A 12,861-nucleotide genomic window follows, 5' to 3' on the forward strand; every position below is an offset into this window, starting at 1 on the left:
GAATGGCGAGTGCGATTCATCCTTTCGGTCATACCTGATTGAATGACCGTGCCGTGTCGTGTCGAATCGGTAGCTCTAGGTAGTCTTCTAGGGAGTGAACTTGAGGGGGCTTCGGTGTCGCTGCGTTCACGGCTCACCACGGCGTTCCTCGTCGTCGTGCTGGGGCCGGTCTTGGTGGGGGCCGTCTTCGTCGCTGCCATCATGTCCCATCTGGCGGACGCCCGCGAAGCGGCGCTGGCGGACTCGGCGGTCACCATGGTCGACTCCACCCTCGGCACCATCTGCGAACGGATCCAGGCCTCCGCGGCCGCGGTGGCCCTCAGCCACCGTAGCGGCGGCGAGGAGAACACCATCGAGATGGCCCGGCTCGTCGTCGGCCGCGACGTCGTCGACGGCGTCGTCTTCTCGGCCCTGGTGGAGGCCGAAGCCGCGTCGGCCCAGAGCGTCGGCGCCGAGGCCCCCGCGGGCACCTGGATCGACTGCGGCGGCGTCACTCCCATCGGCGACCGGCCCGTCGTCGCCCTCGCCTCCCAGGCCGCCGTCGCGAACCCCGACGGCAGCCTCTCGACCTTCACGGTGTTCCGCGTCGTCGACCGGGACTTCCTCGCCTCGGTCGCCGACGCCGCCGACGCCGAGCTGATCCTCCAGGACGGGCGCGGCGAGCCGCTGTCGGTCGGCGCCTCCGACGCCGGCGCCTGGGCCACCACCGACACGCTCCTGCCGCTGCGCGTCGGCACCGCCTCCACCGACTTCACCCCCATGTACTGGACGCTCGCCGCGATGGTGGCCGCCTCGGGGGTCTGCGCCCTCGCGCTGGCCGCCTGGCTCGCCCGCTCGACCACCCGGCCGCTCGCCGAGCTCTCCGGCGCCGCCGAGCGCGTCGCCGACGGCGACCTCGACGCCCGCGTCCCCGTCCACGGCGGCGACGAGGTCGCCCAGCTCGCCCTCAGCTTCAACCGCATGACCGCCCAGACCCAGACGTACGTCCAGGCCCTCACCGCCTCCAGGGACCAGATGCGGGGCCAGCTCGGCTGGCTCGGCCAGACGCTGACGGCCACCCTCGACCTCGACCGGATCCTCGAGGTCATCCTCGACACCGCGATGGTCACCACGAACGCCGAGGCCGGACTCGTCATGCTCGCCGACGTCGGCGACGCCGACCAGCTCCTCCAGCGCGCCGGCGAAGGCGACCTCGGCATCACCGAGCCCGCCGCCGTCCGCATCGGCGAGGGCATCATCGGCTCGATCGCCGCCGCCGGGACCCCCGCGCACGGCCGCATCGTCGACGGCCGCTTCGGCGGGCGGCAGCGCTCGCCCACCGAGCCGGACGCGCGCACGATCGTCGCCGTGCCCTTCAGCGGCCGCGGCGTCCCCGAACCCGAGCACCCCGGAATGCGCCGGGCCGCCTCCGAAGACGAGGCCGCCGAATCCGACGGCGAAGGCGGCGTCCTCGGCGTCCTCGTCCTCTACAACCGGGTCGCCGCCCTCGGCTTCGAGGACGCCGACGTCGAGACGCTCAAGACCTTCGCCGGGCAGGCCGCCGTCGCCGTCGAGAACGTCCTGCTGCACCGCCAAGTCCAGCGCCTGAGCCTCACCGACCCGCTCACCGGGCTGTGGAACTACCGGTTCATGCAGACCTCGCTGCGACGCGAGGCCGAGCGGGCGCGGCGCTACCAGCGGCCCAGCGCGCTGCTCGCCATCGACCTCGACCGGTTCAAGGCCGTCAACGACACCTACGGGCACCCCGTCGGCGACCAGGTGCTCGTGGAGCTGGCGCGGCGCATCACCGGCCAGATCCGCGAGGTCGACCTGGCGTTCAGGCACGGCGGCGAGGAGTTCACGGTGCTGCTGCCCGAGACCGACGCCGCGGGCGGCGCCGCCTGCGCCGAGCGCCTCGGCCGGGCCGTCGCCGACCGGCCGTTCAAGGTCAACGACGTCGAAGGCGGCCTGGAACTGCGCATCACCGTCTCGGTCGGCATCGCCGTCATCGGCCAGCACGCCGACACCGCCGCCGGAGCCCTGACCGCCGCCGACGAGGCCCTGTACGCCGCGAAGGCCGCCGGGCGCGACACCTGGCGCATCGCCACCGCCTGAGGCCCGTCCGCTTCGGACCGATATCATCCGTTTCGTTTTCTTCGGGTGGTGGGCATCCCACACGGTGTGGTCACGATACGCTCGCCCTATGTCAGATACCTTGCGCCGCGCCACCAAGGCCGTCATTCCCGCAGCGGGCAACGCCACCCGCTTCCTCCCGGTCACCAAGGCCGTCCCCAAGGAACTCCTGCCGCTGATCGACAAGCCGGTCCTGGAGTACATCGTCGAAGAGGCCGCCGCCGCCGGAGCCGACGACGTCCTCCTCGTCACCGCCCGCGGCAAGGACACCATGGTCGACTACTTCGACGCCAGGCCCGACCTCGAGGCGTTCCTCGCCGAGAAGGGCAAGGACGCCGCCATCGAGGCGATCAAGGCCCCCGAGCGCCTCGCCGAGATCCACGCGATCCGCCAGGGCACCGCCCTCGGCCTCGGCCACGCCGTCGGCCGCGCCGCCGCCCACGTCGGCGACGAGCCGTTCGCCGTCCTCCTCGGCGACGAGTTCTGCGACCTCGGCGACGCGCTCCTGCCGCGCATGATGGACCTCCAGGCCGAGACCGGCGGCATCGTCCTGGCGCTCATGGAGGTCCCCAAGGAGGACGTCGCCCGCTGGGGCATCGCCTCGGTCGCCCCGACCGGCGACGCCGACATCGTCGAGGTCACCGGTCTGGTCGAGAAGCCCTCCGTTGACGAGGCCCCCTCGAATCTCAGTCTCATCGGGCGCTACGTCCTGCCCGGCTCGATCTTCCCCGTCCTCGACGCCACCGAGCCCGGCAGCGGCGGTGAGATCCAACTCACCGACGCCATGGACACGATGCGCGCCAAGGGGACCCCAGTGCACGGGGTCATCTTCCGCGGCAAGCGCTACGACACCGGCCAGCCGACCGCCTACCTCCAGACGCTGGTGGAACTCGCGACCGAGCGGGAAGACTTGCCCGGCTTCAACGCCTGGCTGCGTGAATTCAGTGCGACACTGGACTAGCTGACAACACCGCCGAGTGCAGGGCCGACGGCCCTCACGCGGCGGCCACGCTGGGGACTCGACAAACGGGGGGCTGAGGAGTGAAGGGGAGCGGCGAAGCGACGCCACTGGCGGATTTCCTGTCGAAGGCGCTGGCCCTCGTCCGCCCCCTGCCGCCCACCGACGTCGACATGACCCGCTCGACCGGGTCGGTCCTCGCCGAGGACGTCACCAGCCCCGGGCCGCTGCCCGCCTTCGACTACGCCGCCATCGACGGCTACGCCGCGGCCGCCGAGGACCTCGCCGGGGCCAGCCCCGAGCGGGGCGTCGGCCTCAAGGTCCTCGGCGACCTCGCCGCCTCTTCGTGGCGGCCCGTCCGCCTCGTCCCCGGCACCTGCTTCGCCGTCGCCGCCGGAGCCCCGCTCCCGGTCGGCGCCGACATCGTCGTGCCCCTGGCGTGGACCGACGAGGGCATGGCCACCGTCGAGGTCCGCCAGGTGCCCCGCCGCGGCCACGGCGTGCGGCGCCTGGGCTCCGAGCGCGCCGCCGGAGAGATCCTCGCCTACGAGGGCCGCCGCATCACGCCGCAGCTCATCGGGCTCCTCGCCGCCGCGGGCGTCGCCGACGTCGTCGTGCGCCCCACCCCGCGCGTCGTCGTCATCGCCACCGGCGACGAACTGGTCGACACCGGCCGCCCCTCCCAGCCCGGCCAGCTCATCGACGTCAACTCCCACCTCGTGACCGCCGCCGCCTCCGAGGCCGGCGCCCACGCCTACCGCGTCGGCATCTGCGACGACGAGCCCGACGCGCTGCGCACCGTCCTCGACGACCAGATCCTCCGCGCCGACCTCGTCATCACCACCGGCGGCACCGGCACCGGCCCCGGCGACATGGTCCGCCGCACGCTCTCGAGGGACGGCGCCGTCTCCTTCGACCCCGTCGCCGTGTACCTGTGCGAGACCATGGGCTTCGGCACCATCGGGCCCGAAGAGGTGCCCATCGTGTGCCTGCCAGGCGACCCCGTCTCCGCGCAGATCGCCTTCGAGACGATCGCCCGCCCCCTCGTCCAGCGCCTCGCCGGTGCCGAGCCGGTATTTCGGCCCAGCGTGCGCGCCAACCTGACCGAGCCCGTATCCTCACCGAACGGGCTGCGCGAATTCCGCCCGGTCCGCGTCGCCGAACGCCGCGGCGGCGGCTACACCGTGGCCCCGCTGGGTCCGACCTCTTACACGCTCACCGGACTCGCCGAGGCCACCGGCCTGATGACGGTCGGTGAGAACGCCACCCGGGTGCCCGCCGGGTCGACCGTCGACGTGCTCCTGCTGGACCGAAACCGATGACGCCATCCCTACACGCACAGCTTTTGGATCGAAACCGATGACCCTTTCCAACCCCGGCTGGCCCGTGGAACTCAGCCACGGCGACGTGAGCGTGCGGCCCTTTCGCCGCACCGACGCCAAGCGCTGGTCCGACCTGCGCCGCTCGAACGAGGCCTGGCTCGCCCCCTGGGAGCCCGGCACCGGCACCACCTGGCACGAGGCGCACTCGCCCGCCGCGTTCCGCGCCATGCTCCGCGGCCTCAAACGCTCGGTCAAGGACGGCAGCAGCTGGCCGCTCGCCGTGTGCTGGCAAGGCGAGCTCGCCGGCGGCCTCACCGTCGGCAACATCGTGCGCCGCGCGTTCGGCTCGGCCTACGCCGGCTACTGGATCGACCGCGGCCACGCCGGGCGCGGCATCACCGCCACGGCGCTCGCCATCGTCGTCGACCACGCGCTGACCGTCGGGCGACTGCACCGCATCGAGGTCAACATCCGGCCCGAGAACGGCCCGTCGAACCGGGTCGCCGAGAAGCTCGGCCTGCGCCGCGAGGGACTGCACAAGCGCTACCTCTATATCGACGGCGACTGGCGGGACCACTACGGGTACGCCGTCACCGCCGAGGAGATCGCCACCGAGCGCATGATCGACCGCCTGGAGCGGCTCAAGCGGGCCGAGTCACACCACTGACCGGTCGGTGAGGACGATCGGCTCGCCGTCGGTGACCGCGATCGTGTGCTCCACGTGGGCGCCGCGCGAGCCGTCGGCGCTGCGCAGCGTCCAGCCGTCGGCGTCGTAGCGGATCCGGTCGGTCGTGTGCAGGAACCACGGCTCGATCGCGATGACCAGGCCCGGCTTGAGCCGAAGGCCCCGCCCGGGGCGGCCGTCGTTGGGCACCTGCGGGTCGCCGTGCATCTCGCGGCCGACGCCGTGCCCGCCGAAGTCGGTGTTGATCGTCAGGCCCTCGGCCCGAGCCACGGCGGCGATCGCCGCCGAGACGTCCCCGAGCTTGTGCTCGGGCCTCGCCGCGGCGATCCCCGCCTCCAAGGCGCGCGTGGCCGTGTCGATGAGCTTGACGTCCTCGTCCCTCGGCGTGCCGACGACGACGCTGATCGCCGAGTCGGCCACCCAGCCGTCCACGTTCGCGGCGAAGTCGAGGCTGAGCAGGTCCCCGTCGCGCAGCCGGTAGTCGTGCGGCAGGCCGTGGAGGACCGCGTCGTTGACCGAGGTGCACAGCACCTTCCCGAACGGGCGGGCGCCGAAGGACGGGTGGTAGTCGACGTAGCAGGAGACCGCCCCGGCCTCCTTGATGCGGCGCGCGGCCAGCTCGTCGAGGTCGAGCAGGTTGACGCCGACGTCGGCGGCCTGCGCGAGCGCGGTCAGCGTCTCGGCGACGAAGCGGCCGGCGGGCCGCATCTGCTCGATCTCCCGAGGGGAGTGCAGCTCGATCATGGTGGGCCTTTCAAAAGATGACGGTATTTCTATACCGGTACTATAATACCGATATGATTCGACCGCCGCTGACACCCGAGGACTACGCGCGCGGGCGCGCGCTCGGTCGGGCGCTGCGGACGGCGCGCGGCGCCCGCAGCCTCCTCGACGTCGCCGCCGAGGCCGGCCTCTCCCCCGAGACGCTGCGCAAGATCGAGACCGGGCGCATCGCCACACCGGCGTTCTTCACCATCATCGCGCTCTGCCGCGCCCTGGGGATCTCGGCCGACGAACTCGCCACGACCCAGATCACGCACGGCGCCGATCGTCTCTAGCGCAGGTAGGGGACGCGTTAGGCTCTGGCCGTGGATGAGGCAACCCAACTTCCGACCGTGGGCATGATCGGCGCCGGGCAGCTCGCCCGCATGACCCACCAGGCGGCGATCAGCCTGGGGCAGAGCCTACGGGTGCTGGCCGCCGACCCCGCCGAGAGCGCCGCCGCGGTCGCCGCCGAGGTCAGGACCGGCGACTACCGGGACCTTGACGACCTGCGCGCCTTCGCTTCCGGCGCCACCGTCGTCACCTTCGACCACGAGCACGTCCCGCAGGAGGCGCTGCGCGCTCTCGTTGACGACGGCGTCGACGTCCAGCCCCGGCCCGAGGCGCTCGTGTTCGCCCAGGACAAGCAGGCGATGCGCGAGCGCATCGGCGAGCTCGGCCTCCCGCAGCCGCGGTGGCGGCCGGTGGGCTCCATCTCCGACGTCGAGGCGTTCGGCCTGCCGTGCGTGCTCAAGGCCGCCACCGGCGGCTACGACGGCAAGGGCGTGTGGGTCGTCGAGGCGCCCGGCGACGCCCAGGCCGTCCTCGCCTCCGGGATCCGCCTCATCGCCGAGGAGCTCATGCCGCTCGAACGGGAACTCGCCGTCCAGGTGGCGCGCTCGCCGCGGGGCGAGGCGGCCGTCTACCCCGTCGTCGAGACCGTCCAGCGCGGCGGGATCTGCACCGAGGTCATCGCCCCGGCCCCGCGCCTCAACGCCGAGCACGCCGAGGCGGCCGCCGCGATCGCCCGGACCGTCGCCGAGGAACTCGACGTGTGCGGGATGCTCGCCGTCGAGCTGTTCCAGACGCCGAAGGGTCTGTTCGTGAACGAGCTGGCGATGCGCGCGCACAACTCCGGCCACTGGACGATCGAGGGCGCGGTGACCAGCCAGTTCGAGCAGCACCTGCGGGCGGTGCTCGACTACCCGCTCGGCTCGGCCGAACTCGCCGCGCCGTTCACGGTGATGGCCAACGTCCTCGGCGGCGAGCCCGGCGGCCCGCGCCTGGACGAGCGGCTCCAGCACCTCCTCGCCGAGGACCCCGGCGCGCACGTGCACCTCTACGGCAAGGCCGTGCGGCCGGGCCGCAAGATCGGGCACGTGACCGTATGCGGTGACGACCTGGACGACCTGCGCAAGCGCGCGGCGCGAGCCGCGCAGTGGCTCACTGAAGGCAAGTAGGCTGTGGACATGGCTGAGCACGCACACGCCCGCGTCGGCGTCATCATGGGGTCGGACTCCGACTGGCCGACGATGGAGGCCGCGGCGGAGGCGCTCGAGGAGTTCGACATCCCCTTCGAGGTCCGCGTCGTCTCGGCGCACCGGACGCCGCACGGCATGCTGTCCTATGCGGACTCGGCCGCCGCCAGGGGGCTCCAGGCGATCATCGCCGGTGCCGGCGGGGCCGCGCACCTCCCGGGCATGATCGCCGCGGCGACCCCGCTGCCGGTGATCGGCGTGCCGGTGCCGCTGAAGCATCTCGACGGGATGGACTCGCTGCTGTCGATCGTCCAGATGCCCGCAGGCGTCCCGGTGGCGACGGTCTCGATCGGCGGCGCGAGGAACGCGGGGCTCTTGGCGGTACGCATCCTCGCGGCCGCGGATCCGGGCTTGCAGGAGCGCATGTCGAACTTCCAGGTGGACCTGGAGCGCATGGTGGCCGAGAAGGACGCGAACCTGCACTACAAGCTGGGCCATCCCGAGCCCTAGAGCGCCGCGACGAGCGCGGCGGCGATGTAGAGGACCTGCTCGGCGGTGCGCAGCGGCAGTGATGTGGCGGGCTTGCCCTGCATGAGGACGCCGCGGCGAGCGGCGTAGACGTTCGCGGGGAACATCGCGACGAGCAGCAGCGCGAGGCAGATCCCGGCGGCGGTGTGCGTGGCGGGAATGAGCACGCCGATCGCGCCCGCGATCTCAAGGACGCCGGTGACGGTGACGAGAAGGGCGGGTGCGGGCAGCCACGGCGGCACCATGTCGATCATCCACGCCCGGAACGAGGGCACGAAGTGGACGGTGCCGGTGAGCATGAACATGAGGAACACGCCGACTCCGACCGAGGTGGGCCAGGAGTCGAGGTGATCGACGCCGAAGAACCCGATGAGCCGAGCGGCGGCGGTCCCGAAGAGCAGTGCGATGAGCGGTGCCATGAGAGGTCTCCTTCGATCTTGACAGTGTCAAGCCAAACATTAGCGCCCAATCTTGACACCGTCAAGAAGGAAGGAGACGGCCTGGCCCACAGCCGGAATCTCGTTGCCGCCGCTGCCGCCAGATCGCTAGCCTCAGGCCATGTCAACCGACGAACTGCACCCGACCGGCGGGTATGAGCACGTGACGATCGCCGCGCCGGGCCGGATCGCCTACCTGGCCGGACAGTGCCCGGTCGACGCGGAGCAGCAGGTCGTGGGCGTGGGCGACCTCGACCGCCAGATCGACCAGGTGGCCGCGAACGCGATGGCCGCGCTGGCGTCGGTCGGCGCGAAGCCCGAGGACGTGGTGCGGTCGGTGGTCTACGTGGTGAGCGCCGACAGTGGAACGGTCGGAGGCGCCTGGCACCGCTTCGCCGAGCAAACGGACCTGGGTCCGGCCTTCAACGCGGCGAGCACGGTCGTCGGCGTAGCGGCCCTCGGTTACCGCGACCAACTGGTAGAAGTGGATCTGACCGCCCACTTGCCCATCAGTGAAGGGAACCTTGCGTGAAGGTATATACCGCGATTGTGGGCCCGTGTGACGGCGAGTGGTTTCCCGTGGAGGTCCCGGAAGTCCCGGGCGTCTTCACGCAGGGGCGCGACTTGGTCGAAGTCGAGGAAATGGCCCGCGAAGCGATCGCGATGATGCTCGATGTGCCGATCGGTGAAGTCGCCGTCCGCATCGGAGATCGGCGCTACCGGGCCGCCCACCGTGCAGGGCGGGGCGCGGCTACCCCGAGCGAGCGCAGGGAATCCCTACGGGGACTACTCGATGCCCATGTGGCGGAGAATGATGTGTTCACTGCGGAGGAGCTGGCAGAGGCTCGCGAGGCGCTGTATGGATCGGAACCTGAAGACCCACGCACCGCGAATTCCTAAAGGAGACCAGCGTGAATGCTTATACCGCCATCGTGGGATCGGGCGATGGAGCGTGGCTTCCCGTGGACATCGATGAGCAGGACCTTCTCCTCTTGGAGGAAGCGGCGAATCGCCGGGAAATCTCGGTGGAGGAGACCATCCGGGATGCCGTTCACCGTGCGGCGATGTCGATTCGAGCCTGGGAAGAGCCGAGTAACGATGCTTGAAGAACCTCATCGCAGAGGATCGCCACGTGGCGCTCGCCCAAGCGCGTCGCCACCAGGGTCGCCTCGTTCGGGCCCTTCAGCTTCAGCTGCTTTCTCAACTCTGCGGGGACGATTCCCGTTCCCCGCTGCTTGATCGTCAGCCTGCCGATCTTCCGCTCCGCCAACAGCCCCCGCAACTTCTTCGGGTTGAGCGGCCAGACCTCCTCGACCTTCCACGCCCTGGCGAACGGCGTCTCGCGCACATCGTCGCCGTAGAGATAGGCGATGTCCTCGTGGCCCGTATGCGCTTCCAACTCCTCCGCCAACTCCGCCACGAGCCCCGCCCTGATCACCGCCCCGTCCGGCTCGTACAAATACTCCGCCACCTCGCCCGGCTCGGCCCGCGTTCGACCGTCGCCCGTCATCTCGTGCCACACGCCGTCCCTGCACACGCTCGCCCGCCGCCGCACCCCCGCCGCCTCGCCCAGCCACAGGCACGCCTCGACCACGTCCCGGTCCACCGAGACCCACTCGGCCTCGGCGCCCTCCCGGTCCACCCACTCGTGCTTGATGCCCGGCCCCAGCTTCACCGCCGCGAACCGCACCCCCGCGAGCCGCTCCAGCAGAGCGTCCAACGGCGGCGAGTACGCCGCCGGATTGAACGACCTCGTCGATCCGCCTCGGCGAGCCGGGTCTGCGAACACCGCCTCACCGAACGGGGCGCTCAGCGCGTCGTCCACCCGCACCCGCACCTCCAGCCCCAGCGCCTCGGCGTTCGCCCTCGCCACCTCGGCCGTCGCCTCGTCCGCGTCGACCGCCTCCACCCTCAGGCCCGCCTCCGCGAACGCCAGCGCGTCCGTCCCGATCCCGCAGCACAGGTCGGCGACCTCTTCCACATGTCCCGCGAACCTGGCCGCCCGCCTCGCCGCCACCGGCCACCGCGTCGCCTGCTCCAGTCCCGCCCGCGTGAAGTACATCCGCCCGGCCCGCTCGCCGAACTTCGCCCGCCCCTGCCGCCGCAGATCCGCCAGCGTCAGCGCCGCGGCCGCCAGTTCCGGGGCCGTCCCGTCCCTCCGCAGCGCCAGCGCCGCGCGATCCCCCTCGGCCTCCAGCGCCGCGGCCGCCCGCCGCTGCAGATCGGGGTCGGCTTGCAATGCGGCGAGCAGTCCGGTATCCACGAACCCAATGATTCCCCATGGATTCGGCGACCCGCCATTGACGCCCCCACCTGCGTGAATCTCCATCCGCCTTAGCACTCGCGGATCGAGATTGCCAAGTGTTAGCATCGGCTTGGCACTCTCAACGCGAGAGTGCCAGTAGCCACGGGCCGGTGCCTCGGCACCCGCGACGACGAGACCCGCGCTCTCGTGGCGGTTCACCGCATCTGAACACCTGAGGAGAAGACCAAGTGAGCAAGGCTGCTATCCGGCCGCTGGGCGACCGCATCGTCGTCCAGGCCAACGAGGCCGAGACCACCACTGCTTCCGGCATCGTCATTCCCGACACCGCCAAGGAGAAGCCCCAGGAGGGCACCGTCCTGGCCGTCGGCCCGGGCACCTTCGACGACAAGGGCAACCGGATCCCCGTCGACGTCAACGTCGGCGACGTGGTCATCTACTCCAAGTACGGCGGCACCGAGGTCAAGTACGCCGGCGAGGAGTACCTCGTCCTGTCGTCCCGCGACGTTCTCGCCGTCGTCGAGCAGTAGCGACGCCCGGGGCCCCGCACTGCCAAGTGGGGGCCCCTTCGTGTTCTCCGCTCGACCGAGGAAGGGAAACCCATGCCGAAGATTCTGAACTTCGCCGAGGACGCGCGTGGCGAGCTGCTGCGCGGCATCGACGAGCTGGCCGACACCGTCAAGGTCACGCTCGGCCCCAAAGGCCGCAACGTGGTCCTCGAGCGCTCCTTCGGGGCGCCGATCATCACCAACGACGGCGTCACCATCGCCAAGGAGATCGAGCTGGCCGACCCGTACGCCAACCTTGGCGCGCAGTTGGTCAAGGAGGTCGCCACCAAGACCAATGACGTGGCCGGCGACGGCACCACCACCGCCACGGTCCTGGCCCAGAAGATGAGCCGGGCCGGCATCAAGGCGGTCACCGCCGGGGCCAACCCGGTGGCCATCCGCAAGGGCATCGAGGCGGCCACCCAGGCCGTCTCCGACGAGCTGCTGAACCAGGCCGTCCAGATCTCCGACCACGCGAGCATCGCGCAGGTCGCGGCGATCTCGGCGCAGGACCCGGAGATCGGCGAGCTCATCGCCAAGGCCATGGACACCGTCGGCGTCGACGGCGTCGTCTCGATCGAGGACGGCTCCGGACTGGAGACCGTGCTCGAGGTGACCGAGGGCATGCAGTTCGACAAGGGCTTCATCTCGCCGAACTTCATCAACGACCAGGACTCGCGCCAGACGGTCTTCGAAGACCCGTACATCCTCCTCTCCGACAGCAAGGTCTCCTCGATCGAGGACCTGCTGCCGGTGCTGGAGAAGGTGATCGAGTCCTCCAAGCCGCTCCTGATCATCGCCGAGGACGTCGACGGCCAGGCCCTGGCCACCCTGACGGTGAACGCCCTGCGCGGGACCCTGAAGGTGTGCGCGGTCAAGGCCCCCGCCTTCGGCGACCGCCGCAAGGCGATCCTGGGCGACATCGCGTCGCTGACCGGCGCCGAGGTCATCTCCTCGGAGGTCGGCCTCGACCTGAAGATGGCCGACCTGTCGCACCTGGGCTCGGCCCGCCGCGTCACGATCACCAAGGACGCCACGACGATCGTCGACGGCGCCGGCGCGGGGGACGAGGTCCAGGCCCGGATCGCGCAGATCCGCAAGCAGGCCGAGCAGACCGACTCCTCGTGGGACCGCGAGAAGCTCGAGGAGCGCCTGGCGAAGCTGTCCGGCGGCGTCGCCGTCGTGCAGGTCGGCGCGGCCACCGAGGTGGAGCTCAAGGAGCGCAAGCACCGCATCGAGGACGCCGTGAACGCCACGAAGGCCGCGGTCGAGGAGGGCATCGTCGCCGGCGGCGGCGCGGCCCTGCTGCACGCGGCCGCCGCGCTGGAGAAGGTCGAGCTCGCCGACCCCGAGGCCCGCGTCGGCCTCCGGATCGTCGAGGAGGCCCTCTCGGAGCCGCTGCGCCGCATCGCGGTCAACGCGGGCGCCCGTGGCGACGTCATCGTCGAAGCCGTGTCGTCCAAGGGCCCGCGCGAGGGCTGGAACGCCGCCACCGGCGAGTACGAGGACCTCGTCGCGGCCGGCATCATCGACCCGGTGAAGGTGGCGCGCAACGCGCTGCTCAACGCCGGTTCGATCGTGGGCATGCTGCTGACGACCGAGGTGACGATCGTGGACAAGCCCGAAGAGGACGAGGATGACCACGGTCACTCGCACTCGCACGGCCACTCGCACCAGCACGGGCCGGGCTTCTAAAGGGAGTTCCGTCCCTGCTCGGGCCGTATTCGCGAGAACGGAGGGCCGCCGACGCGTCGGCGGCCCTCCGTCG

General features: G+C 71.1%; 14 protein-coding genes. 11 read left to right on the forward strand and 3 right to left on the reverse strand.

Annotated elements, in window-relative coordinates; genetic code table 11:
- Nucleotides 1-114 precede the first annotated feature (114 nt).
- The 4 genes from H613_RS27275 (at nucleotide 115) to H613_RS0117060 (ending at nucleotide 5,059) form a co-directional block, all read left to right on the forward strand.
- Entirely contained in the window at nucleotides 115-2,094 is a 1,980-nt protein-coding gene (locus H613_RS27275) for a diguanylate cyclase (protein WP_035738429.1), read from the forward strand.
- Between the two features lie 88 nt (nucleotides 2,095-2,182).
- Nucleotides 2,183-3,073 carry a UTP--glucose-1-phosphate uridylyltransferase gene (locus tag H613_RS0117050; RefSeq protein WP_026924756.1) on the forward strand — a complete coding sequence of 297 codons (891 nt, stop codon included), beginning with the start codon at nucleotides 2,183-2,185 and terminating at the stop codon, nucleotides 3,071-3,073.
- Between the two features lie 80 nt (nucleotides 3,074-3,153).
- Entirely contained in the window at nucleotides 3,154-4,392 is a 1,239-nt protein-coding gene (locus H613_RS0117055; RefSeq protein WP_026924757.1) for a molybdopterin molybdotransferase MoeA, read from the forward strand.
- 37 nt (nucleotides 4,393-4,429) lie between these two features.
- Complete coding sequence (locus tag H613_RS0117060) at nucleotides 4,430-5,059, forward strand: GNAT family N-acetyltransferase (RefSeq protein ID WP_026924758.1); 630 nt, start codon at nucleotides 4,430-4,432, stop codon at nucleotides 5,057-5,059.
- Here the strand turns inward: H613_RS0117060 and map are convergent.
- Nucleotides 5,048-5,821: a type I methionyl aminopeptidase gene (gene map / locus H613_RS0117065; protein WP_026924759.1), complete on the reverse strand. Its 774-nt coding sequence runs from the start codon at nucleotides 5,819-5,821 to the stop codon at nucleotides 5,048-5,050. The two genes, H613_RS0117060 and map, sit on opposite strands and share 12 nt — an antisense overlap.
- A 53-nt stretch (nucleotides 5,822-5,874) precedes the next feature.
- Here map and H613_RS27280 point away from each other — a divergent pair, with 53 nt between their 5' ends.
- From H613_RS27280 to purE, 3 genes are read left to right on the forward strand one after another with little or no spacing between them, the layout of a single operon-like run.
- Nucleotides 5,875-6,135, forward strand: coding sequence for a helix-turn-helix domain-containing protein (locus tag H613_RS27280; RefSeq protein WP_051393479.1), 261 nt, complete (start codon nucleotides 5,875-5,877; stop codon nucleotides 6,133-6,135).
- Between the two features lie 30 nt (nucleotides 6,136-6,165).
- Nucleotides 6,166-7,299 (forward strand): 5-(carboxyamino)imidazole ribonucleotide synthase, encoded by a 1,134-nt coding sequence (locus H613_RS0117075; protein WP_026924760.1) that lies wholly within the window; start codon nucleotides 6,166-6,168, stop codon nucleotides 7,297-7,299.
- Between the two features lie 9 nt (nucleotides 7,300-7,308).
- Nucleotides 7,309-7,827, forward strand: coding sequence for a 5-(carboxyamino)imidazole ribonucleotide mutase (gene purE / locus H613_RS0117080; protein ID WP_026924761.1), 519 nt, complete (start codon nucleotides 7,309-7,311; stop codon nucleotides 7,825-7,827).
- Here the strand turns inward: purE and H613_RS0117085 are convergent.
- Complete coding sequence (locus H613_RS0117085) at nucleotides 7,824-8,264, reverse strand: DoxX family protein (protein WP_026924762.1); 441 nt, start codon at nucleotides 8,262-8,264, stop codon at nucleotides 7,824-7,826. The genes purE and H613_RS0117085 overlap by 4 nt on opposite strands.
- A gap of 139 nt (nucleotides 8,265-8,403) precedes the next feature.
- On the opposite strand from H613_RS0117085, the gene H613_RS0117090 reads away from it, so the two are divergent.
- Both H613_RS0117090 and H613_RS31770 read left to right on the forward strand, forming a co-directional pair.
- A complete protein-coding gene (locus H613_RS0117090) occupies nucleotides 8,404-8,814 on the forward strand; it encodes a Rid family hydrolase (protein ID WP_026924763.1) in 411 nt (136 codons plus the stop codon).
- Between the two features lie 92 nt (nucleotides 8,815-8,906).
- Nucleotides 8,907-9,182: a hypothetical protein gene (locus tag H613_RS31770; protein WP_211234863.1), complete on the forward strand. Its 276-nt coding sequence runs from the start codon at nucleotides 8,907-8,909 to the stop codon at nucleotides 9,180-9,182.
- Nucleotides 9,183-9,333: 151 nt separating this feature from the next.
- On the opposite strand, the gene H613_RS27290 is transcribed toward H613_RS31770, so the two are convergent.
- Nucleotides 9,334-10,545 (reverse strand): class I SAM-dependent methyltransferase, encoded by a 1,212-nt coding sequence (locus tag H613_RS27290; protein WP_245598594.1) that lies wholly within the window; start codon nucleotides 10,543-10,545, stop codon nucleotides 9,334-9,336.
- Between the two features lie 230 nt (nucleotides 10,546-10,775).
- On the opposite strand from H613_RS27290, the gene groES reads away from it, so the two are divergent.
- Both groES and groL read left to right on the forward strand, forming a co-directional pair.
- Entirely contained in the window at nucleotides 10,776-11,075 is a 300-nt protein-coding gene (gene groES, locus H613_RS0117105) for a co-chaperone GroES (RefSeq protein WP_026924764.1), read from the forward strand.
- A gap of 72 nt (nucleotides 11,076-11,147) precedes the next feature.
- Entirely contained in the window at nucleotides 11,148-12,788 is a 1,641-nt protein-coding gene (gene groL, locus H613_RS0117110) for a chaperonin GroEL (RefSeq protein WP_026924765.1), read from the forward strand.
- Nucleotides 12,789-12,861 lie beyond the last annotated feature (73 nt).

The sequence above is a fragment of the Glycomyces arizonensis DSM 44726 genome (assembly GCF_000482705.1).
Taxonomy (GTDB): Bacteria; Actinomycetota; Actinomycetes; order Mycobacteriales; family Micromonosporaceae; genus Glycomyces; species Glycomyces arizonensis.

Excerpts from the sequence above, each read along its gene's own strand:
- H613_RS0117050 (WP_026924756.1), top strand. The coding sequence starts at position 2,183 with ATGTCAGATACCTTGCGCCGCGCCACCAAGGCCGTCATTCCCGCAGCG.
- H613_RS0117060 (WP_026924758.1), top strand. The coding sequence starts at position 4,430 with ATGACCCTTTCCAACCCCGGCTGGCCCGTGGAACTCAGCCACGGCGAC.
- map (WP_026924759.1), bottom strand. The coding sequence starts at position 5,821 with ATGATCGAGCTGCACTCCCCTCGGGAGATCGAGCAGATGCGGCCCGCC.
- H613_RS27280 (WP_051393479.1), top strand. The coding sequence starts at position 5,875 with ATGATTCGACCGCCGCTGACACCCGAGGACTACGCGCGCGGGCGCGCG.
- purE (WP_026924761.1), top strand. The coding sequence starts at position 7,309 with ATGGCTGAGCACGCACACGCCCGCGTCGGCGTCATCATGGGGTCGGAC.
- H613_RS0117085 (WP_026924762.1), bottom strand. The coding sequence starts at position 8,264 with ATGGCACCGCTCATCGCACTGCTCTTCGGGACCGCCGCCGCTCGGCTC.
- H613_RS0117090 (WP_026924763.1), top strand. The coding sequence starts at position 8,404 with ATGTCAACCGACGAACTGCACCCGACCGGCGGGTATGAGCACGTGACG.
- groL (WP_026924765.1), top strand. The coding sequence starts at position 11,148 with ATGCCGAAGATTCTGAACTTCGCCGAGGACGCGCGTGGCGAGCTGCTG.